The sequence below is a fragment of the Burkholderia alba genome (genome assembly GCF_034721475.1).
GTDB lineage: Bacteria > Pseudomonadota > Gammaproteobacteria > Burkholderiales > Burkholderiaceae > Burkholderia > Burkholderia alba.
Window position 1 is genome coordinate 136,204 of record NZ_JAWJWL010000012.1, and the last position, 21,210, is coordinate 157,413.

Consider the following 21,210-nt stretch of genomic DNA (forward strand, 5'->3'; position numbering starts at 1 on the left):
CGTGCGCGGCGGCACCGTATGCGCATGAGCCTGCATCGATCCGGGCGTCACGAGGGAGATGGTGTGCGTTCGCGTGCCGCTGTATTCGCACCGAACCGATGCGGCGCCCGCTAATGCGAGATGTACCAGAGCGCGTCGGTGGAGGGCGGGGATTTGGCCGGAGCCGGAGCGGACGTCGCAACCGGAGCCGCCGGCGGCGCTACCGTTGCGGGGGCAGCGGCCGGTCGCGCCATTGACGACGTTGACGATTGCGTCGCATACCAGAGCGCATCCGTTGTCGCCCCTCGGGTAGCGCGCTGAGCCGAGCCCGCTTGCGCGGCCGAAGGCGTGACGGCCGCCGCGCCCGCCCGCGCAGTGCCTGCGGGCGGGTTCGCCGGGGCCGACATCGTGACCGCGCCACGCACCGCGCGGGCTTCGTAGGCGCCGAGCTGGAAGATCAGCGCGCGTTCCGGCCGGTCGATCACCAGATAGGGGAATTGCGGTGCCGCGTACAGCAGCACGCGGCCGGCGGGCGTCTCCGCGAAGATCGCGGGCACCTTCTTCATGTCCTCGAACTGCAGGTACACCTTCGCACCGTCGTCGAACACCTGGAACGGTTTCGCTTGGTCCGCGCCGCTGACCGTCCAGCCGAAGTTGTAGCTGCCGGGCGCGGCCGGGGTCGCCGCCGCGCGCGGATCGACGGCCGGGGCCGCGCGAGGGCGGCCCGCGGGGCGGGCGGCCGGCGAGAGGAGGCTCGCGAACGGATTGTAGGTCGGCGTGGGCGCCGGCGTGTCGGCGGGCAGGCTGTATGACGGCGGCAGCGGCGGCGGCAGCGCCGACGAATCGGCGACCGTCATGATCGCGCCGTAGACCTTGCGCGCATAGGCGAGCCGCTTGTCGGGATCGCCGGCGTTGTACGCGCCTACCGCGGTCCAGGTCGGGCCGAACTGGCGGATGTTTTGCGCGAGGATCCAGGTGCCGATATAGGCGTTGACGCACGGGTCGTAGAGATTCTGCTCGTGGACCCCGTAACGCGCGAGCGTCGGCAGCCAGATGCTGTTGATCTGCATCAGCCCGATGTCGTAGGTGCCGTTGGTGTTGGTGTTGATGCTGTCCGCGCGCATGCCGGATTCGACCCGGGCGATCGCGCGCACAAGGCTGATGTTCACCTTGTGGAACGCCGCGGCGTCGTCGAGGCAGTCCGCGCGCGCGGTTCCGCACAAGCCCAGCGCCGCGACGAGCACCTGGCCGATTTTCGACGGAAGTCCCGCGATCAGACTGCGTTCCTGCGACTGCATGGCGCCCTCGACTCTCTCATATTGATCGTCCCGATCTTGTGGCCGCTCGGCTCGGTGTGCCGGCGCGGGCGTCGAATACCGACGCGGGACGGGACGCCATCGTGCACTCGCGGCGTTCGTCCCGTCCGGGAGCCGGGCGTTTCGATTGCGTTGGCGTCCAGGCGTGGATTTTGTCACGTCGGGCGGGAAGCGTGTCAAGCGCGATTGTCGATAGATCGTTCGGCCGGGCCGCCTTTCAATTGGAAAGGATTCGTGACGGATAGACTTGGCCCTATTTCGATGCGGCGTTGAACGGTCGTTTTCCCGAGCCGAAGCGGGCGGCTTCGCGTTGCGTCTACCCGGGATGCAGCGCGAAAGCCGCCGTGACATCGACGCGCGGAACGCCCACCCCCCGAGCATGGCGGCACGTCGTGCGCCGGTGCCGGTCGAGTGGGTAAACTGCGCGCATCGGGGCATCGTCGGCGAACCGCGACAATGTCGCGCCCCCCGATCGGTGGCCGCGATCGATGCGGATGCCGCTGCGGCGGACAGGGAGGAATTCGAGATGAAACTGCTTCTGGTCGGATCGACCGGACTCGTCGGGCGTCAAGTGTTGGACCTGGCGCTCGCCGATCAACGGGTCAGCGGCGTGGTGGCGCTCGCGCGCCGCGCATTGCCGGCGCATCCGAAGCTGCTGGCACCGGGCGTGGACTTCGATCGCCTGCCTGACGACGCGCACTGGTGGCGAGCGGATGCGGTGATCTGCACGCTCGGGACCACGATGCGGGCCGCCGGATCCAGGCCGGCGTTCCGCCGGGTGGACTACGACTATCCGCTCGCGGTCGCGCGTCTCGCGAAGCAACACGGCACGCCTGCCTATGTGCTGAATTCGGCGCTCGGCGCCGATGTGTCGTCGCGGGTCTTCTACAGCCGGGTGAAGGGCGAGCTCGAGCGCGATCTGACCGCGCTGGAATTCGCGTCGCTGGTGCTGGTCCGGCCGGGCCTCATCGGCGGCGCGCGCGACGAGGCTCGCCCGGGCGAGCGCGCATCGATCGCTGCGCTGACGCTCTTCGGGTCGCTGCTGCCTCGCCGCTGGCGGATCAATCCGGCGCCCAAGATCGCGCGCGCACTCGTCGATGCCGCCTGCAACCCGGCGCCGGGTATTCGCGTCGTCACATCCGAGCATCTCGTTTGACGTTCCGGCGATCGCGTGGCCGATGCGCGACCCGAAACGCCGCACGGCCGATCGGGAAACCCGGCAACATGACGGACTGCGCGCGGCGGGTACGACCCGACCGTGCGCGGGCCGGTCACGATCGGCGCCTGCCCGGATCGCATTTCTTGTCGAGGAACCTGAATGGACAGTCATATCGCCCCGATAGAACTGGCAAAGGCCTACCGCCTCATCAACCACGGCCCGACAGTGCTGGTATCCGCCCGCCACCGCGGCGTGGACAACGTGATGGCCGCCGCGTGGTCGTGCGCGCTGGATTTTTCGCCGCCGAAGCTGACGGTCGTGCTGGACAAGATGACGAAGACACGCGAATTCATCGAGCATAACGGTGCGTTCGTGATACAGGTGCCGACGGCAGCGCAGGTGCAGCTCACGCACGAGGTCGGCACCCTGAGCCTCGTCGACGAGCCGGACAAGCTGCCGCGATCCGGCGTCGAACTGTTCGACATGGCCGGCCACGATCTGCCGTTCGTCGCGGGCTGCTCGGCCTGGCTCGCCTGCCGGCTCATTTCCGAACCGCACAACCAGCAAGCCTACGATCTATTCATCGGCGAAATCGTCGGCGCCTGGGCCGATACGCGTGTGTTCACGAACGGCCATTGGCACTACGAGGACGCCGATCCGGCTTGGCGCAGCCTGCACCATGTTGCCGGCGGCCACTTCTACACGATCGGCGATGCGTTGTCGGCCAAGACCGGCAAGGGGGGGGATTAGGCGCGTTCGGCGCGCATCGCTGATCGATGTACCTCGGTTGGAATGGATACTTGGAGGGGGAGTGGGACGTTGCGAGCGCCTCGAATGAGCGCTTCAGGTTCCGGGACTTCGTGATTTCGGCGCGGCAAGCCAGGATCCCGTGGGCGTTGATATGTCGAAGGGGCGCCACGCATCGCCGGGAAGTCGGATGTTTCGAGAGGGCGCGCGGTGAAGGCAATCGAAAACGTAATCGCCGTCATTCGAGATTCTTTTGACATCTGGGTGACCGGTCTCTTCTCGGCGTTCAGTGGACGGCATTCCATCCCGTCGTTCGTAGAGCATGGCAGTATCCGGGGCCGCTTGAGAAGTTGTTCCGAGACGGAGAATCGGACTCGCCGCGCCGGAAACAGACCGCTCCCTATCCGCGAGTAGCGCTCGGCCATGCTTCACGATTCATGGCTGGGCGGCTCAATGACACGGGATGCCTGAGCAGATCATGGAGCAATGTTTTGCTCCGTGGCCGCAGCGAGTGAGCGATGAAAACGATCTGTATCTCGTGGCCGACTGTTGCGGCACCCGGTCATTTGCGGCGTCGAAGACGGAACGCTCGCGGCGCCGTGAGGGACGGGCGGTTGTTTTCGGCGAGTCTGTCCGATGGCTCAGTCCTTCAACCCGCCGTACACACGAGATGACGGATGCCTTTACGCGATGCTTCGGTGAATCCGAGCTTGCCGCGGGTGCCCGGTTGGCGTGGATAGAGACGCGGCATGTCACGGCTTAATCGTGCGACCGGGCCGGCTATTTGCCGGCGTCCTCACCCCTGCCTGACCGCCGCCACGCTTGCTCCCACCACCAACATCACGCCGACAATCTGCATCCCCGACAGCGCCTGCCCCAGCACCGCAAACCCGATGCCCGCGGCGATCGCCGGCTCAGCGCTCATCAGCATCCCGAACGCGGAAGCCTTCATTCGCCGCAGCGCGGTCAATTCGAGCACATAGGGCAACAGCGGTACCAGCACCGCAAGATAGGCGACCGATACCCATTGCCCGCGCGGAATATGTCCGCCGCTTTGCATGATCCCGAACGGCGTAGCGACCAGCGCGGCGGCGATCAGCGACATCGACAAGCCCTGCAGCCCCTTGAACTGCTTACCCACCCGCTTCATCAGCACGATATAGGCGGCCCACCCCAGTGCCGCGCCGGCCGGCAGCATCAGCAGGTCGGGCGACGCAACCCACATGCCGTCCTGACGCGCGAGCAGCACGACGCCCGCCGCGGCCAGCACCGGCCAGACCAGCATCGACGGTTTGCGCACGCCGAACGCGGCGACCGCCAGCGGACCCATGAAATCGATCGCGACCGCCAGCCCGAGCGGCACATGCCGCAGCGCCGCGAAGAAGCACAGCGTCATCATGGCCATCGCGCCGCCGAGCGCAATCGCCGACATCCATTGCGCTCGCGTATAAGTGCGCAGCGGCGGCCGCACGATCGCCGCCAGCACCAGCGCGGCGAAGCAAAGCCGCAGCCAGGTCGTGCTGAATATGCCGTAGGCCTCCATCACCGGCTGCGACAGCGCCGCGCCGAGCTGGATGCTGCACATCGAGCCGATCGCGAGCAGCGGGGCGGCCCATGCGGCCGCGCGATCCGCATGCGCGTCTCGCGCGGGATATTCCGCCGGGCGGTCGGACGGCGACGCGGCCGCGATCCGATCGGCTTTCACTGCGCACACGTCATCATTCATTCCGGCATCCCCTGATCGGCCAGCAGGAATGCTAACGGCTCGTTTCGACCTGGTATAAGCTCGTTTTTTTTATGCGGGCATCAACAAATCTTATGGTCCGAGATCTCGACAGCAGCTTGCTGCGTACTTTCCTGGTCGTTGCCGAAACCGGCAGCATCAGCGAAGCGGCCGACGTGCTGCACCGGACCCAGGCGGCGGTCAGCATGGCGCTGCGCAGGCTGGAGGAGGAGTTGGGCCGGCGCTTGCTGGACCGTTCGTCGCGAGGCGTCAAGCTGACGGCCGCGGGCGGCATGCTGCTGCCGTACGCGCAGAAGATGCTCGGCATCGGGATCGCGGCGCGCGCTGCGCTGGATGCCGGGCAGGTGTCCGGGACGGTGCGGCTCGGCGTGCTCGAGGACATCGCCGTCGGCCACCTGCCGCACGCGTTGCGGCGCTTCGCCGCGGCGTTCCCGGACGTCGCGCTCGAAATCGTCGTGGCGGCCAGCCCTGCGTTGTCGCAAGCGCTCGCGAACCGGGCACTCGATCTCATCATCGGCGATCCGGGGCTCGTTGCCGCGACGCCGATCGCGGCGTGGCGCCATCCGCTGCATTGGGCGGCGGGGCCGACTTTTGAACACGACCCGAATCGCGGCCCGCTGCCGCTCGTCGCATTCGGCGGCACCTGCCTGTGGCAGGACCGGTGGCTTGCCGGCCTGAGGCAGGCGGGGATTGCCTGGCGGGTGGTCTGCACCAGCACGAGCCTGTCGGCGATGCAGTCGGCCGTCGAAGCCGGGCTGGGCGTCGCGATCCTGCTGGAGCGCAACATCCGCAGCGATTCGATGCGGGTGCTCGAACCGGCGTCCGTGGGCTTGCCGGTGCCGCCGTTCGCCGAATTCGGGCTGTTCAGCCATGGCGATCTCGCGGGCTGCGCATCGGCCGTGCAGGCTTTGCAGACATACCTGTTCCACGAACTCAGGCTCGGTTCGGCGGATATCGCGATGCGCGACGCCACAGCGCATGCGTGATCCGGTTCGTGACAGCGGGGCGGCCGGAATCGCGAGGCGGCGGCGGAAGCCGAATACGACCGTATGGTAATGTTATCTGTCGTCGTATCAGATATCAATCAGCTGAGATATCGTCGCATCGGGCCTCCACGGCCGTATTCAATGCATGAGAGGTGCATCGAAAGCGTCAGGCTGCGACTTCGGTCAGTGGTAATCGGGCGAGGGTAATCCCTCTATCGCATGCTGATTACGTGATTTATAGTCTGTCGTCATATGACATAGGGTGTGCGGTCAGCGCTGCAGGTTCGTGAATGGCCCGGACCTCGGGCAACAGGGCTCCGGTTGTTTCTTCCGGAATCCCGATCCGACTCTCCGCCCGAGGCGGCCCGCACCGCTCTGCGCAACGCATATGCGTCGCCGCCCGCCTATCCTTGTGAGCCGATCCGATCGATGCCAACCCGTTCCCCGATCCTGTTGACCCATGCCATCACGATGCGCCGGCACTTCTTCGGCGAGCAGGCGGAGACGGAGCTTGCCAACCTCGGGCCGCTCGCCACCAATCCCGGTGACGAAGCGTTCGATGCCGCCGCGCTGATCGCGGCCGCGCAGCGCGCTCGCGTGATCGTCGCCGACCGCAACACGCCGGTGCCCGCGGCCGTGTTCGACGCGCTGCCCGAACTCGTCGCGGTGGTGCGCGTCGCGATGGACATCCGCAACATCGACGTCGCCGCCGCGTCGGCGGCCGGCGTGCTGGTCACGCACGCCGGGCCGGGCTTCGTTGCCGCGGTGGCGGAGCTGATCGTCGGCTTCATGGTCGACCTCGGGCGCGGTTTCGGCGCGTGCGCGCAGGCCTATCACCGCAACGAACGGCCGACGCCGCGCATGGGCCGCCAGTTGGCGGGCGCGACGCTCGGCATCATCGGCTACGGACACATCGGCCGCTATCTGGCTCGCCTGGGCCTGGCGTTCGGCATGCGCGTGCTGATTCACGATCCGTACCAAACGCCTGCGCCGCCCGAGGAGGCCGTGTCGTTTGCCGCGCTGCTGGAACAGGCCGATTTCGTCGTATGCGTCGCGCCCGCGACGCCGCAGACCGAACGGCTGATGAACGCCGACGCATTCGCTCGGATGCGTCCCGATGCGTATTTCATCAACGCGTCGCGCGGCGAACTGGTCGACGACGATGCGCTTCACGCCGCGCTGGTCCGGAACCGGATCGCGGGCGCGGCGCTCGATGTCGGTCGCGACAGCGACCAGCGGCCGGCGCTGGGCCTCGCGGCGTTGCCGCAGGTGATCGCCGCGCCGCATATCGGCGGCCTGACGCCGCAGGCGAGCGCCTATCAGGCGCATGAAGCGGTCAGGCAAACCGCCGCCATCCTGCGCGGCGACGTGCCGGATGGGGCGGCGAATGCCGCATCGTGGACGCGTCGCGCGGTGCTACCGGGAGCGCCCGCATGAGCGAGCCGCTGCCGGCGGGCGCCTGCGATTGCGCGATTCACGTCTACGACCCGGCGCACGGCCCGGATGCGCACCGGCTCGGCCGGGTGTTTCCATGGGCGACCGTCGCCGCCTATCGCAAGGTGCAGGCGCGACTCGGCACGGCCCGCACGGTGGTCGTGCAGGCCAATGCCTACACCTTCGACCACCATGTCCTCGAACATGCGTTGGCGGCCTTCGGCGACAGCGCGCGCGGCGTCGCGATCGTCGGCCCCGAAACGCCCCGCGCGGAATTGATCCGGCTGCATGCGGCCGGCGTGCGCGGTGCCCGTCTGCATTTGCTCGGCGAGCGGCTGCTGATGGGCTGGGACGCGGTGCCGGCGGTGGCGTCGCGCATCGCCGAACTGGGCTGGCATCTGCAGATCCAGCTCGACGGGCGGACGCTGCCGGAGCACGAAGCAATGCTCCGGCAGTTGCCGTGCCCGCTGGTGATCGATCACATCGGCAAGTTTCTCGAACCGGTGCCGCCCACCCATCCGGCGTTCCGGTCCTTGCTGCGGCTGCTGAACGGCGGGCGCTGCTGGCTCAAGTTGTCCAGCCCGTACGAGGTATCGCGGTGCGGGCCGCCCGACTGGCCCGATGTCGGCGAGCTGGCGCGGGAGGCCGCGCGCGCGGCGCCCGCGCGCATGCTCTGGGGCAGCAACTGGCCGCATGTCGGAACCGATACGCCGCCCGACGATCCAGCGCTGCTGGACGCGTTGACGCATTGGGTGCCGGACGCGCGCCAGCGCCGCCGGATCCTCGTCGACAATCCCGCCGAACTGTACGGCTGGTAACGCCGCCGGTTGCCGCGCCGGCGCGGCCGGACGGCCTTCGGTGTCCTCCCCCGCGCCGCGCGGGAACAAAGAGTAAAGTGTCGCAACCGGCGCCCGCGGCTGGCGTCAGCTGCGTCGACGGGTTCGACGGCGCTGTCATTCGGGAGGTGGGGAGACATGGAAATCGGCTTCATCGGTCTGGGCGTGATGGGGTGCCCGATGGCACTCAACCTGGCGTATTCGGGCACGCCGCTGGTGGTCTGGAACCGCTCGCGCGACAAGAGCGAACACCTGCGCGACGCGGGCGCCCGCATCGCGGAGAGCCCAGCCGACGTTTTCGCGCGAACCCGCATCGTGATCCTGATGCTGGCGAGCGACGCGGCGATCGATGCGGTGCTCGGCCGCGGCACGCCCGGGTTCGCGCCGCTGGTCGACGGACATACGGTCGTCCACATGGGCACGACGTCCGCCGATTATTCGCGCGGCCTCGAGGCGGATATCCGCGCGGCGGGCGGCACCTATGTGGAAGCGCCCGTGTCCGGCTCCCGCAAACCCGCCGAGGCGGGGCAACTGGTCGCGATGCTGGCGGGCGACCCCGACGCGGTGGACGAAGTCCGGCCGTTTCTCAAGCCGATGTGCCATGAGGCGATCGTGTGCGGTCCGGTGCCGTCGGCGCTGCTGATGAAGCTGGCCGTCAACCTGTTCCTGATCACGATGGTGACCGGCCTGGCCGAGTCGGCGCATTTCGCCGACCAGCACGGCCTCGACATGAAGCAGTTCCTGGCGGTGCTCGATGCGGGGCCGATGGCAAGCGCGGTGTCGCGCGGAAAGGCGCTCAAGCTCGTCGAACGCGATTTCGACGTGCAGGCGTCGATTGCCGACGTTTTCAAGAACAATCGTCTGGTCGCGGAGGCGGCGCGCGCGTCGGGGGTGGCGTCGCCGCTGCTCGACGTGTGCCACGCGCTGTACGGCGAAACGGTGGCGCTCGGACACGGCCAGGCCGACATGGTGGCGGTCGTGCGCGCGATCGAGGCGCGGACCGACGCCGGCCGGACGTAGTGCCGGGCGAAGGGCCGGCGGCCCGGCGGCGTGCCGGGAATGAATCCCGGCCATCCCGTTCGCCGAACGCAAACGAAGAAAATCCCGGCAAGCGACATCCCGGCGTCAGAATCGGCGGGTACGTTACGCGTCGCGCCGGCGGCGGCCGCACGCGGGTGCGATCCCGCCGCATCGAACAGGAACCCAACATGACGGACAAGCGGGAGACCGCCGACCTGACGCCGAAGTGGCGCGAGCGTTTCGCTTTCTTCGACGCGCACGGCGCGCCGTCGTCGGCCGGCTATCGCGTCGCTTTCAAGGCGCTGCCGTTCGGCAAACGGATGCTGATCGGACTCAACGGCCTGGGCATGCTGTTCGGGCCGTTCTATTACTTCGCGCTCGGACTCTGGCGCAAGGGGCTCGCGCTCGGCGCGCTGGTGCTCGCGGTCAATGTGGCTGAAGGTCTGTTCATGATGACGACCGGTATCGATGTCCCGCTGGGCATCGATACCGGCCTGAGCGTCGCCTGTTCGCTGCTGTTCGGCATCTGCGCGAATTACGCGTATTACCTGAAAGAGACGCAGGGAAGCAACGGCTGGAACCCGTTCGAGGGGATGCGCTTGATGTGATGCGGTGCCGGACCGCCCGAATGTTACGAAAAGTGGGCCATTCGTTTCGGTTGCGATGCGGCGCATCAGTTCTTACAAAGTGGAAATATGCGCAGCGCCGGGTTGCCGCTATAGTCGAATCACCAACGAATCAACCAGAAGGGGAGTCCATGAAAACCTTGCGTGTTGCCTCGCTCGTGACCGGCATGGCCGCGTTGCTCGTATCCGGTGCCGCGATGGCAGGCGTCAGCGTCGGCATCAATCTCGGCGTGCCCGCGCCGGTATATGTCGCTCCCGCGCCGGTGTATGCACCGCCGCCCGTCTATGCGCCGCCGCCCGTCGTGTATCAGCCGGCGCCGGTGTATGCGGCGCCCGCGATCGTGATCGGCTGGCATGGCGATCGCTACTGGGACGGGCGCCGCTACTGGGGCCGCGACGAATGGTATCGCCGTCACCCGCCCGGCCGCGGCGGCTGGAACCACGGCGGCCCCGGCTGGAACAACGGCCACAACGGCTGGCGTCATTGAGCGCATCCGGCCGGCGCCGCGCGGCACGGCCGCGCGTATCGAACACCGGCCGCATGTCCCGCGCCCAATGAAAAACCGCCCGGCATCCGGGCGGTTTTTTTGATGCGCCGGATGCGGCCGCGGGCTTACTCTTCCAGCCCGGCCATGCCACCGACCACCGCGCTGAAACCGCTGTCCACGTGCATGATCTCGGCCGTCACACCGCTCGCGAGATCGGACAGCAGGAACGCGCCGGCATTGCCGACCTGATCGATCGTCACGTTGCGCTTGAGCGGCGCATTGTGCTCGACGAATTCCAGGATCTTGCCGAAGCCCTTGATGCCGCTCGCCGCGAGCGTCTTGATCGGGCCCGCCGAGATGCCGTTCACGCGGATGCCTTTCGCGCCGAGCGACACGGCGAGGTAGCGCACGCTCGCCTCGAGCGCGGCCTTCGCGACACCCATCGTGTTGTAGTTCGGAATCGCCTTTTCGGCGCCGAGATAGGACAGCGTCAGCAGGGCGGCGTCGTTCGACAGCATCGGCAGCGCGGCCTTCGCGAGCGCGGGGAAGCTGTACGCGGAGATGTCGTGCGCGATGCGGAAGTTCTCGCGCGACAGGCCGTCGAGGAAGTCGCCCGCGATCGCTTCGCGCGGCGCGAAGCCGATCGAGTGCACGAGGCCGTCGAGGCTGTCCCAGTGTTGCCGGAGCGACACGAACAGCGCGTCGATCTGCGCGTCGTCGGCGACGTCGCAAGGGAACACCAGCGTGCTGTCGAATTCGGCGGCGAACTCGGTGATGCGATCCTTGAAACGGTCGCCGACGTAGGTGAAGGCGAGTTCGGCGCCTTCGCGCCTGCATGCTTTCGCGATGCCGTAGGCGATCGAGCGGTTCGACAAGACGCCCGTCAGCAGAATGCGTTTACCGGCGAGGAAGCCCATGAATTCTCCTATTGAAGCGCGCGCGCCCGCGTGCTTCGGCGGGCGGCGGATGGCTGTGATCGGTTTTGAGTGGGTAGAATTCTCTCACATTGCGATTCCCAACCGACCGACAAGGCCCTTATGACGACTGGTTCGCCCGCGGCTCCGTGGCCGCGCCCGCCGCGCCGAGCGGCATCGCCACGAACCGCGGGCGCGCTGCGCCACTTCGCCCGCCGCATCGCCTGCGCTGCGGCGGGCGGCCTCGTGCTCGCGCTGTCGGCCGCGCAGCCCGCGCACGCCGTCTATGCGATCGCGCAATACGGCGAGCCGAAATACCCGCCCGGTTTCAAGCATTTCGATTACGTGAACCCGGATGCGCCCAAGGGCGGCACGCTGGTGCTGGCCAATCCGAACCGGCTTACGTCGTTCGACAAGTTCAACCCGTTCACGATGCGCGGCAACCCGGCGCCCGGCCTCGATTTCCTGTTCGAGAGCCTGACGACCGGCAGCAGCGACGAGCCCGCGAGCGCGTACGGGCTGCTGGCCGACGACATCCGGATCGCGCCCGACGGCCTGTCGGCGACGTTCCATCTGAATCCGAAAGCACGCTTCTCGAACGGCGATCCGGTCACGGCGGCGGACGTCCGGTATTCGTTCGACACGCTGAAGAGCCCGCAGGCGGCGCCGCAGTATCCGGCCTACCTGGCCGCCATCGCGCGGGTGGTGGCGGTCGATCCGGCGACCGTGCGCTTCGAGTTCAGCCGTCGCGACCGCGAACTGCCGCTGATCGCGGGGGGCATCCCGGTGTTCTCGCGCAAGTGGGGGCTCAAGCCGGACGGCACGCATGTGCCGTTCGACCAGCTCGCGTTTCAGGAGCCGATCGGCAGCGGGCCGTACGTGATCGAGCAATACGACGGCGGCCGCACGATTTCATACAAGCGCAGCCCGGCCTACTGGGGCGCGGCGCTGCCGGTGCGGGTCGGCACCAACAACTTCGACCGGATCGTCTACAAGCTGTACGGCGATCCGGTCGCCCGCCTCGAAGGGTTCAAGGCGGGCGAGTACGACGTGATGGTCGAGTACATCGCGCGTAACTGGGTCCGGCGCGATGTCGGCAAGGGCTTCGACACGGGCGAGCTGGTCAAGCGCGAATTCCGCCAGCACAACGGTTCGGGGATGCAGGGCTTCCTGATCAACCTGCGTCGGCCGAAGTTCCAGGACGTGCGGGTACGCAAGGCGCTCGATCTCGCGTTCGATTTCGAATGGCTGAACCGGCAGCTGTTCTACGGCGGCTACACGCGCCTCAACAGCTATTTCGCGGATACCGACCTGCAGGCGACCGGCATGCCGAGCGAGGGTGAGCTTGCGCTGTTGAATCCGCTGCGCGCGCAGCTCGATCCGGCCGTGTTCGGGCCGATGACGGTGCAGCCGGACACCGATCCGCCCGGCTCGCTGCGCGCGAACCTGCTGCAGGCGCGCGCGCTGCTCGCGCAGGCCGGCTGGACCTACCGCGACGGCGCGCTGCGCAATGCGAAGGGCGAGCCGTTCGTGTTCGATATCCTCGACGATTCCGGCGCGGGTGCGGGGTCGACGATGGAGGCCGTCGTCAATGCGTATGCGCGCAATCTCGCGAAGCTCGGCATCGTCGCGCGGCTGCGCGTCGCCGATTTCGCGCTGCTGCAGAAACGGCTCGACGCATTCGACTACGATATGACGTCGATCGTCTACAGCGCGGTGCAGGTGCCGGGCTCCGAGCAGGCGCTGCAGTTCGACAGCCGCTACGCGGACCAGCCGGGCTCGAACAATCTGATCGGCCTGAAGTCGCCCGCGATCGACGCGATCCTGAAAGCGCTGATCCAGGCGCAGACGCGCGAGCAGCTGCTCGATGCGACCCATGCGCTCGATCGCGTGCTGATGCACGGCTACTACGCGATTCCGCAGTGGTTCAGCACGAAGCACCGCGTGGCGTTCAAGCGCACGCTGGGCTATCCGGCCACGCTGCCGCTGTACTATCTGGCCGAAGGCTGGATCGTGTCGACCTGGTGGATGAAACCCGCCCCGTGATCCGGGCCCGACCGCACTCAACCGAGCCCCGCTCGACTACCGCCGAAGACGCCTATGTGGAGCTACATCCTCAAACGCCTGCTGCTGATGATTCCGACGCTGCTCGGCGTGCTGACGGTCACGTTCGTCGTGATCCAGTTCGTGCCCGGCGGGCCGGTCGAGCAGGCGGCGCAGGAATTGCGCAAGGGCGCGTCGCTGCAGGGCGGCGCGCCGCTCGGCATGCGCAGCTATTCCGGCGTCGATGCGCAGCAGCTGGCGCAGTTGAAGGCGCTCTACGGCTTCGACAAGCCGCCGCTCGAACGCTACGGGCTGATGCTCAAGCGCTTCGCGCGCTTCGATCTCGGCCAGAGCTATTTTCATCATCAGAGCGTGTGGTCGCTCGTGGTGTCGAAGCTGCCGGTATCGATCAGCATCGGCGTCTGGACATTCCTGCTCACTTATCTGATCTCGGTGCCGCTCGGCATTGCGAAGGCGGTGCGCAACGGCTCGACCTTCGATCTCGCGACGAGCCTGATCGTGCTGGTCGGCTACGCGATTCCCGGCTTCGTGCTCGGCGTGCTGCTGCTCGTGCTGTTCGGCGGCGGATCGTTCTGGCAGATCTTTCCGCTGCGCGGGCTCACGTCGGACAACTTCGCGCAACTGAGCCTGCTCGGCAAGCTGACCGACTACCTGTGGCACATCGCGCTGCCGATCATCGCGTCGGTGGTGGGCAGCTTCGCCGTGATTACGATGCTGACCAAGAATGCGTTTCTGGACGAGATCCGCAAGCAGTACGTGCTGACCGCCCGGGCGAAAGGGCTGTCCGAGCGCCGCGTGCTGTGGAAGCACGTGTTCCGCAACGCGCTGCTGCCGCTGATCGTCGGTTTTCCGGCCGCGTTCATCGGCGCGTTCTTCACCGGGAGCCTGCTGATCGAGACGCTGTTCTCGCTCGACGGGCTTGGGCTGCTGTCCTACGAGTCGGTGGTGCGCCGCGATTATCCGGTCGTGCTCGGCACGCTGTATCTGTTCACGCTGATCGGACTCGCGACCAAGCTGATCTCCGATCTCTGCTACGTGTGGGTCGACCCGCGCATTCAATTCGAACACCTGGAGCGCTGATTTGAGCCGAGCCGCCGTCTCTTCCGCACGCATGGACGCCGCCCGCGCGCGGCTGTCGCCGTCGCCCGCCCGGCGCGTCTGGCTGCGTTTCAGGCAACAGCGCCTCGGCTACTGGAGCCTCGTGGTCTTCTTGATCGCGTTCGCCGCGAGCCTTGCCGCGCCGCTTTGGTCGAACGACAAGCCGCTCGTGGTGCGCTACGACGGCCACTATTATTTCCCGGTGCTCGCGGACTATCCGGAAACGATGTTCGGCGGCGATTTCCCGACGCCGGCCGACTATCTGGACCCGTACGTGCAGCGCAAGCTCGCGGCGCCCGGCAACTTCGTGCTGTATCCGCCGAATCGCTACTACTACGACACGCTCAATTATTTCTCGACCAGCCCGAACCCGGCGCCGCCGTCGCGCGCGAACTGGCTCGGCACCGACGCGCAAGGGCGCGATCTGCTCGCCCGGCTGGTCTACGGATTTCGCGTATCGGTCGAATTCGCGCTGATCCTCACCTTCATCGGGACGCTGATCGGGATCGCGACGGGCGCCGTGCAGGGTTTCTTCGGCGGGCGTATCGATATCGTCGGACAGCGGCTCATCGAGATCTGGAGTTCGATGCCGGAGCTGTACCTGCTGATCATCTTCGCGTCGATCTTCGAGCCGAGCTTCCTGCTGCTGATCGTGCTGCTGTCGCTGTTCGGCTGGATCGGGCTGTCCGACTACGTGCGCGCCGAATTCCTGCGCAACCGGAGCCAGGACTACGTGCGTGCGGCGCGGGCGATGGGACTGTCCAACTGGCAGATCATCTGGCGGCATGTGCTGCCGAACAGCCTGACGCCCGTGATCACGTTCCTGCCGTTCCGGATGAGCGGCGCGGTCCTCGCGCTGACGAGCCTCGATTTCCTCGGGCTCGGCGTGCCGCCGCCGACTCCGAGCCTCGGCGAGCTGCTGGCGCAGGGCAAGGGCAACCTCGATGCGTGGTGGATCTCGCTCGCGACGTTCTGCGTGCTGGTCGGCACGCTGCTGCTGCTGACGTTCATGGGCGATGCGCTGCGCAACGCGCTCGACACTCGCATCGCGGATACGACGCGGGCGGCGGGAGGCGGCCGATGACCGACCTGTATCCGGACGGCGCGGACGTGCCGCTGCTGTCGCTCGAGGATCTCAGCGTGCGCTTCGGCGACGCGCTGGTGGTCGATGGCGTGTCGCTCTCGATCGGCCGTGGGGAGCGCGTCGCGCTTGTCGGCGAGTCGGGTTCGGGAAAGAGCGTCACCGCGCTGTCGATCCTGCGGCTGGTGCGCGACGCCGAGGTGAGCGGCACGATCCGCTTCGCCGGCGAGGATCTCGCGGACAAGAGCGAGCGGCAGATGCGAGGGCTGCGCGGCGCCGACATCGCGATGATCTTCCAGGAGCCGATGACGGCGCTCAATCCGCTGTACACGATCGGCGAGCAGATCGGCGAGACGATTGAGCAGCACGACGGCGTGACCCGGGCCGAGGCGCGCCGGCGCGCGATCGCGCTGCTCGATCGCACCGGCATCGCGGAGCCCGGCCGGCGCATCGACAGCTATCCGCACCAGTTGTCCGGCGGCCAGCGGCAGCGCGCGATGATCGCGATGGCGCTGGCGTGCCGTCCGCGGCTGCTGCTGGCGGACGAGCCGACCACGGCGCTCGATGTCACGATCCGCGCGCAGATCGTCGAGTTGCTGCTCGAGCTGCAGCGTGTCGAGGCGGAGCAGCGCGGGATGGCGATCCTGCTGATCACGCACGACCTGAATCTGGTGCGGCGCTTTGCCGAGCGTGTCGCGGTGATGGAGAAGGGCCGGCTCGTCGAGAGCGGGCCGGTCGAGCGGATTTTCGCGGCGCCCGAGCATCCGTATACCCAGCGGCTGCTGCACAGCCGCCCGCAGCGCACGGTGATGCCCGTGCTGCCGATCGCGCCCGTCGTGCTCGAGGCGCGCGGGGTAACCGTGCGGTTCAGGCAGAAACTGCCGGGGCTGGCCGGCTGGTTCCGTTCCGGGCACTTCACCGCGGTGGAGGCGGTGAGCGTGTCGGTGCGGCAGGGCGAGACGCTCGGCATCGTCGGCGAGTCGGGTTCCGGCAAGTCGACACTTGCGATGGCGCTGCTCGGTCTGCAGAAAGCCGCGGAGGGCGAGATCGAGTTCCAGGGACGGGCGCTCGCGAGCTATCGCGGCCGCGAACAAGCCGCATTGCGCTCGACGATGCAGGTCGTCTTTCAGGATCCGTTCAGTTCGCTTTCGCCGCGGCTGACGATCGAGCGGATCGTCGCGGAAGGGCTCGCGCTGCATCGCCCGGAGCTGTCCGCCGACGCGCGCCGCGACAAGGTGATCGCGGTGCTGCGTGAGGTCGGCCTCGATCGCACGGTGCTGCAGCGTTATCCGCACGAGTTTTCGGGCGGACAGCGGCAGCGCATCGCGATCGCCCGTTCGCTGGTGCTCGAGCCGCGCGTGCTGATCCTCGACGAGCCGACCAGCGCGCTCGACGTGTCGATCCAGCAGCAGGTGCTGAAACTACTCGCGGGACTGCAGCAGAAATACAACCTGGGCTACGTCTTCATCAGTCACGACCTGGAGGTGATCGGCGCGATGGCGCACCGGGTCGCGGTGATGCAGGGCGGGATCATTGTCGAAACGGGGGAGGTGACGCAAATCTTCACGGAACCGACACATCCTTACACTCGAAAGCTGCTGAAAGCTGTCTGGCGAGCGTAAATGCCCCAATGGAGTGCGTATCTTGATTGAAAATTTCAATTTATTTTGACAAACAAATACTTCGTGGCTAGTATCGACCGAAATTTTCCGCCAATCAGCTGATTTTTAGGCACAAGTCATCGACCCAATGCAGCACCGATATCTAACCCAGGCTTGCACGCGCGTCGTCGCCGGGATGTTTATTGGCGTCCTGATCGCTGCAGCTCCCGGCGTGTTCGCCGACGAAGTCAGCGGTTTTAGCCAGAATGCCGCATTTTCGACTCAATCCGGGTCGAATTCCTCCCCCCAGAACGTCCAAACCACTGCATCGTCCTCGAATGAGGGGGGTGCGAAGTCATTCCTGTCCGGTATGGCCGGCAAGGCGGGTGACGTGGTGGTCGGCGCGCTGAACATGATTGGCGTGCGTTATCGCTGGGGCGGCAATTCACCGGATTCGGGGCTGGATTGCAGCGGGTTCGTCCGCTATGTGTTCCAGGACACGCTCGGCATGTCGCTGCCGCGCCGCGCGGAGGAAATGAGCCGCGTCGGTGAAAAGGTCCGGATGAGCGAGCTGAAGCCGGGCGATCTCGTGTTCTTCAACACGATGCGCCGTACGTTCTCGCATGTCGGTATTTACATCGGCGACAACAAGTTCGTGCATTCCCCGTCGACGGGCAGCACGATCCGCGTGGACGATCTGGACAGCAGCTACTGGGAAAAGCGCTTCACGGGCGCGCGTCGCATCGAGACGCAGTTCACGACGAAGCCTGATGAATTGCGTCAGCGCGTGAGCGCGACGATCGGCAACGGCAACAACTAAGCCGACCGCCGTTCTTCGCAGGATCGAAACCCCGCCTCCTTCAGGATGCGGGGTTTTTGTTTTTGCGGGGTCCGCCCTGGGGACTCAGGCGGCCGTGCGGGCGGCGGTCAGCTTGCGCTGCAGTTCCGGCATGATGCGTGCCACGGCTTCCTCGCCGGCGAGGATTGCGGTGTTGCGCTGGTTGAAGTCGCTGCCGCCCATGGCCGCGAGGTTCGGCCGGATCACGACGTCGGCGTATTTGTCGAGTTCGTAGGTCTTGATCGTCTGGCCCATGATCGTGAAGGTTTGCAGCAGCATCTCGATCGGATTCTGGGTGGGGCCGCCTTCGGGGCGGGCGGAGATGTCGACGGCGATCACGAAGTCGGCGCCCATCTTGCGGGCGAACGAGGCGGGGACCGGGCTGACGAGGCCGCCGTCCACGTATTCGCGCTCGCCGATCTTCACCGGTTCGAAGATCGACGGCACGCTGCACGATGCGCGTACTGCGAGCCCGGTGTTGCCGCGTTGGAACAGGATGGCTTGGCCGCTGTTCAGGTCGGTGGCGACGATGCCGAGCGGCTTGGCCATTTTCTCGATCGGCCGGTTGCCGAGCGTCTTGTTGAGGAAGTTCTGGAGGGCGACGCCTTGCAGCAGGCCGCGCGATCGGAACGGTGTGGCCCAGTCGCTGATCGACGTTTCGTCCATCGACAGGGCGAGCTTGTTGATCTGCAGCGCGTTCATGCCGGATGCGTAGAGCGCGCCGACCACTGAGCCCGCGCTGGTTCCGCTGACGATTTCGATCGGGATATTGCGAGCCTCGAGCGCTTTCAGTACGCCGATGTGTGCGAAGCCGCGTGCGGCGCCGCCGCCGAGCGCGATGCCGATCCGTAGCGGTTTGGTGCGTGGTTGCGGCGGGGTGGCTGCGGTGTTGTCCGTGGGGGTTTTGCTGCCGAGCGATGTGCAGGCGGCGAGTGTTGCCGATGCGCAGGCGATCGAAAAGGTGCGGCGGGACAGGCGAGGGGACGACATCGGGGGATCTCCGGCTACGCGGCGCGATACGCGCCAATTCAACGGCCGGCACGCGCAACGGATTCGCGCGGCCATGCGCGACGCCGGCGGACGGCTGCGGCGGGCACATCATAAAGCAAGCGGCGCGATGCGCGCGAAACCCGGATGAGACGAATCTTGTCCGACCGGCTGCCGGCTGCCGGCTGCCGGCTGCCGGCTGCCGGCTGAACGCCGGATAGCCGAGCAGGGGCGTATGGAAACTGGAGTGGTGACGTGGGGTAGGGGGGTGGACCAGACGTCCGAGCGTGGCGAGGATGGAGCGGAGTGGGGGCATACCACTTCGTTCTGTGGTGCGATGTCACGGTGCCTGCGCGCGCCTATCCGCGTTCTGAACGTGGTGGACACTTAGGCGCTGGGCCAATGAGTGTGATGAGGGCACCTGAAGCTTGGATCGAGAAAGCGCCTTTCTTTTGGTTACTTTTCTTTGGCAAGACAAAGAAAAGTGACCCCTGCCCCGGGGAGGGGCGACGCTGATAGACCGACAAGTCAGTCAAATGCCGACCAAGGCGATCAAGTCCCCTGAAGAGGAAGATGCCGAAGAGGAAGATGCCGAGAAGCGAAGCCCGAGACAACGACCTCCCCACTGGGCGAGCTCGAACGCCCGACCGAACGACGAGTATAATTTCCCCCTTTCCGTTCCGGGCCCGCCGCGCTTGAAAGCCGGCCGGCGCACCCGCGCACCGCCCGCGATTCCCGCGCTGTTTTATTTCCCGCCCTGCGAAGGGCCACCGAGTTACCGTCTATGACCCGTCCTGTACGCACCCGTTTCGCGCCGAGCCCCACGGGCTTCATCCACCTGGGCAATCTTCGTTCCGCGCTTTATCCGTGGGCATTCGCCCGCAAGACGAAGGGCGCATTCGTGCTGCGGATCGAGGACACCGACGTCGAGCGTTCGACGAGCGAGTCGGTGGACGCGATCCTCGAGGGCATGAAGTGGCTGGACCTGGATTTCGACGAAGGTCCGTTCTACCAGATGCAGCGGATGGATCGCTATCGCGAGGTGCTGGCCCAGATGCTGGAGAAGGGGCTTGTCTACCCGTGCTACATGTCGACCGAGGAACTGGACGCGTTGCGCGAGCGCCAGCGCGAGGCGGGCGAGAAGCCGCGTTACGACGGCACCTGGCGTCCGGAGCCGGGCAAGACGCTGCCCGAGCCGCCGGCGGGCGTGCAGCCCGTGCTGCGCTTCCGTAATCCGCTGACGGGGGCGGTCGAGTGGGACGACGCGGTGAAAGGCCGGATCGAGATCTCGAACGAGGAGCTTGACGATCTGGTGATCGCGCGCCCGGACGGCACGCCGACCTACAACTTCTGCGTCGTGGTCGACGACCTCGACATGGGGATCACGCACGTGATCCGCGGCGACGACCACGTGAACAACACGCCGCGTCAGATCAACATCCTGCGTGCGCTGGGCGGCGAAGTGCCGGTGTATGCGCACCTGCCGACCGTGCTCAACGAGCAGGGCGAGAAAATGAGCAAGCGTCACGGCGCGATGAGCGTGATGGGGTATCGCGATGGGGGCTACCTGCCGGAGGCGGTGCTCAACTATCTCGCGCGGCTCGGCTGGTCGCATGGCGACGCGGAAGTCTTCTCGCGTGAGCAGTTCGTCGAATGGTTCGACCTCGAGCATCTCGGCAAGTCGCCGGCGCAATACGATCACAGCAAGCTCAACTGGCTCAACAATCACTACATCAAGCAGGCGGACAACGCGCGGCTCGCCGAACTGGCGCTGCCGTTTCTGTCCGCGATCGGGATCGACGCGGCGACGATCGCGGGCGGCGCGGATCTGCCGGGCGTGATCGGCCTGATGAAGGATCGCGCATCGACAATCAAGGAGATCGCCGATGGCGCGGCGATGTTCTACCGCATACCTGCGCCCGAAAAGGACGCGCTCGCCCAGCATGTGACGGACGCGGTGCGTCCCGCGCTGGCCGAACTGGCCACGGCACTGAAGGGCTGCGAATGGACGAAGGAGGGCATTGCCGCCGCACTGAAGGCGACGCTCGCCGCGCATGGGCTGAAGATGCCGCAGCTCGCGATGCCGGTGCGCCTGCTCGTCGCGGGCACCACGCATACGCCGTCGATCGACGCGGTGCTGATGCTGTTCGGGCGTGACGCGGTCGTATCGCGTCTCGAATCCGCGCGTTGAACGGACCTGCGGCCACGCATTGCGTGGTCTTGTCGCACCGCCTGCGCTCGGCGATGCAAAATTTTTGCCGGAATGACAAATAGGGTATTTACAAACCTCGA

General features: G+C 66.6%; 18 protein-coding genes and 1 pseudogene. 14 read left to right on the forward strand and 5 right to left on the reverse strand.

Going from position 1 to position 21,210, the window contains the following annotated elements:
- Positions 1-110: 110 nt before the first annotated feature.
- On the reverse strand, positions 111-1,277 hold the full coding sequence (locus tag RZR99_RS15795; RefSeq protein WP_323120715.1) for a lytic transglycosylase domain-containing protein: 1,167 nt from the start codon (positions 1,275-1,277) through the stop codon (positions 111-113).
- A gap of 544 nt (positions 1,278-1,821) precedes the next feature.
- On the opposite strand from RZR99_RS15795, the gene RZR99_RS15800 reads away from it, so the two are divergent.
- Together RZR99_RS15800 and RZR99_RS15805 are read left to right on the forward strand one after the other, a co-directional pair.
- Positions 1,822-2,451 carry a Rossmann-fold NAD(P)-binding domain-containing protein gene (locus RZR99_RS15800; RefSeq protein WP_323120780.1) on the forward strand — a complete coding sequence of 210 codons (630 nt, stop codon included), beginning with the start codon at positions 1,822-1,824 and terminating at the stop codon, positions 2,449-2,451.
- Between the two features lie 162 nt (positions 2,452-2,613).
- Positions 2,614-3,204 carry a flavin reductase family protein gene (locus RZR99_RS15805; protein WP_323120716.1) on the forward strand — a complete coding sequence of 197 codons (591 nt, stop codon included), beginning with the start codon at positions 2,614-2,616 and terminating at the stop codon, positions 3,202-3,204.
- A gap of 793 nt (positions 3,205-3,997) precedes the next feature.
- On the opposite strand, the gene RZR99_RS15810 is transcribed toward RZR99_RS15805, so the two are convergent.
- Entirely contained in the window at positions 3,998-4,927 is a 930-nt protein-coding gene (locus RZR99_RS15810; RefSeq protein ID WP_323120717.1) for an EamA family transporter, read from the reverse strand.
- Between the two features lie 92 nt (positions 4,928-5,019).
- On the opposite strand from RZR99_RS15810, the gene RZR99_RS15815 reads away from it, so the two are divergent.
- From RZR99_RS15815 to RZR99_RS15840, 6 genes are all read left to right on the forward strand, one after another.
- On the forward strand, positions 5,020-5,931 hold the full coding sequence (locus RZR99_RS15815) for a LysR substrate-binding domain-containing protein (RefSeq protein WP_323120718.1): 912 nt from the start codon (positions 5,020-5,022) through the stop codon (positions 5,929-5,931).
- 429 nt (positions 5,932-6,360) lie between these two features.
- Entirely contained in the window at positions 6,361-7,368 is a 1,008-nt protein-coding gene (locus RZR99_RS15820) for an NAD(P)-dependent oxidoreductase (protein ID WP_323120719.1), read from the forward strand.
- Positions 7,365-8,183, forward strand: coding sequence for an amidohydrolase family protein (locus RZR99_RS15825; RefSeq protein ID WP_323120720.1), 819 nt, complete (start codon positions 7,365-7,367; stop codon positions 8,181-8,183). The genes RZR99_RS15820 and RZR99_RS15825 overlap by 4 nt, the downstream gene beginning before the upstream one ends.
- Positions 8,184-8,339: 156 nt before the next feature.
- A complete protein-coding gene (locus RZR99_RS15830; RefSeq protein ID WP_323120721.1) occupies positions 8,340-9,221 on the forward strand; it encodes an NAD(P)-dependent oxidoreductase in 882 nt (293 codons plus the stop codon).
- Positions 9,222-9,409: 188 nt separating this feature from the next.
- Positions 9,410-9,829: a DUF2628 domain-containing protein gene (locus RZR99_RS15835; protein ID WP_323120722.1), complete on the forward strand. Its 420-nt coding sequence runs from the start codon at positions 9,410-9,412 to the stop codon at positions 9,827-9,829.
- A gap of 149 nt (positions 9,830-9,978) precedes the next feature.
- Complete coding sequence (locus RZR99_RS15840; RefSeq protein ID WP_323120723.1) at positions 9,979-10,335, forward strand: hypothetical protein; 357 nt, start codon at positions 9,979-9,981, stop codon at positions 10,333-10,335.
- Between the two features lie 125 nt (positions 10,336-10,460).
- On the opposite strand, the gene fabI is transcribed toward RZR99_RS15840, so the two are convergent.
- Positions 10,461-11,252 (reverse strand): enoyl-ACP reductase FabI, encoded by a 792-nt coding sequence (gene fabI / locus RZR99_RS15845; protein WP_323120724.1) that lies wholly within the window; start codon positions 11,250-11,252, stop codon positions 10,461-10,463.
- A 120-nt stretch (positions 11,253-11,372) separates the two neighbouring features.
- On the opposite strand from fabI, the gene RZR99_RS15850 reads away from it, so the two are divergent.
- The 5 genes from RZR99_RS15850 to RZR99_RS15870 all read left to right on the forward strand — a co-directional run bounded on the left by RZR99_RS15850 (position 11,373) and on the right by RZR99_RS15870 (position 17,913).
- Entirely contained in the window at positions 11,373-13,295 is a 1,923-nt protein-coding gene (locus RZR99_RS15850) for an extracellular solute-binding protein (RefSeq protein WP_323120725.1), read from the forward strand.
- 54 nt (positions 13,296-13,349) lie between these two features.
- Positions 13,350-14,393, forward strand: coding sequence for a microcin C ABC transporter permease YejB (locus tag RZR99_RS15855; RefSeq protein WP_323120726.1), 1,044 nt, complete (start codon positions 13,350-13,352; stop codon positions 14,391-14,393).
- Between the two features lies 1 nt (position 14,394).
- Positions 14,395-15,495, forward strand: a complete 1,101-nt coding sequence (locus RZR99_RS15860) for an ABC transporter permease (protein ID WP_323120727.1) — start codon at positions 14,395-14,397, stop codon at positions 15,493-15,495.
- Positions 15,492-17,114, forward strand: a complete 1,623-nt coding sequence (locus RZR99_RS15865; RefSeq protein ID WP_323120728.1) for an ABC transporter ATP-binding protein — start codon at positions 15,492-15,494, stop codon at positions 17,112-17,114. Before RZR99_RS15860 ends, RZR99_RS15865 begins: the two co-directional genes overlap by 4 nt.
- A 127-nt stretch (positions 17,115-17,241) precedes the next feature.
- A complete protein-coding gene (locus RZR99_RS15870; RefSeq protein WP_323120729.1) occupies positions 17,242-17,913 on the forward strand; it encodes a C40 family peptidase in 672 nt (223 codons plus the stop codon).
- 84 nt (positions 17,914-17,997) lie between these two features.
- Here RZR99_RS15870 and RZR99_RS15875 read toward each other — a convergent pair whose 3' ends face one another.
- Together RZR99_RS15875 and RZR99_RS15880 are read right to left on the reverse strand one after the other, a co-directional pair.
- Positions 17,998-18,996: a patatin-like phospholipase family protein gene (locus RZR99_RS15875; RefSeq protein ID WP_407655457.1), complete on the reverse strand. Its 999-nt coding sequence runs from the start codon at positions 18,994-18,996 to the stop codon at positions 17,998-18,000.
- 355 nt (positions 18,997-19,351) lie between these two features.
- Positions 19,352-19,445, reverse strand: a pseudogene (locus RZR99_RS15880) (ion transporter); the annotation flags it as partial.
- 257 nt (positions 19,446-19,702) lie between these two features.
- On the opposite strand from RZR99_RS15880, the gene gltX reads away from it, so the two are divergent.
- On the forward strand, positions 19,703-21,109 hold the full coding sequence (gene gltX, locus RZR99_RS15885; RefSeq protein WP_323120730.1) for a glutamate--tRNA ligase: 1,407 nt from the start codon (positions 19,703-19,705) through the stop codon (positions 21,107-21,109).
- Positions 21,110-21,210: the final 101 nt, after the last annotated feature.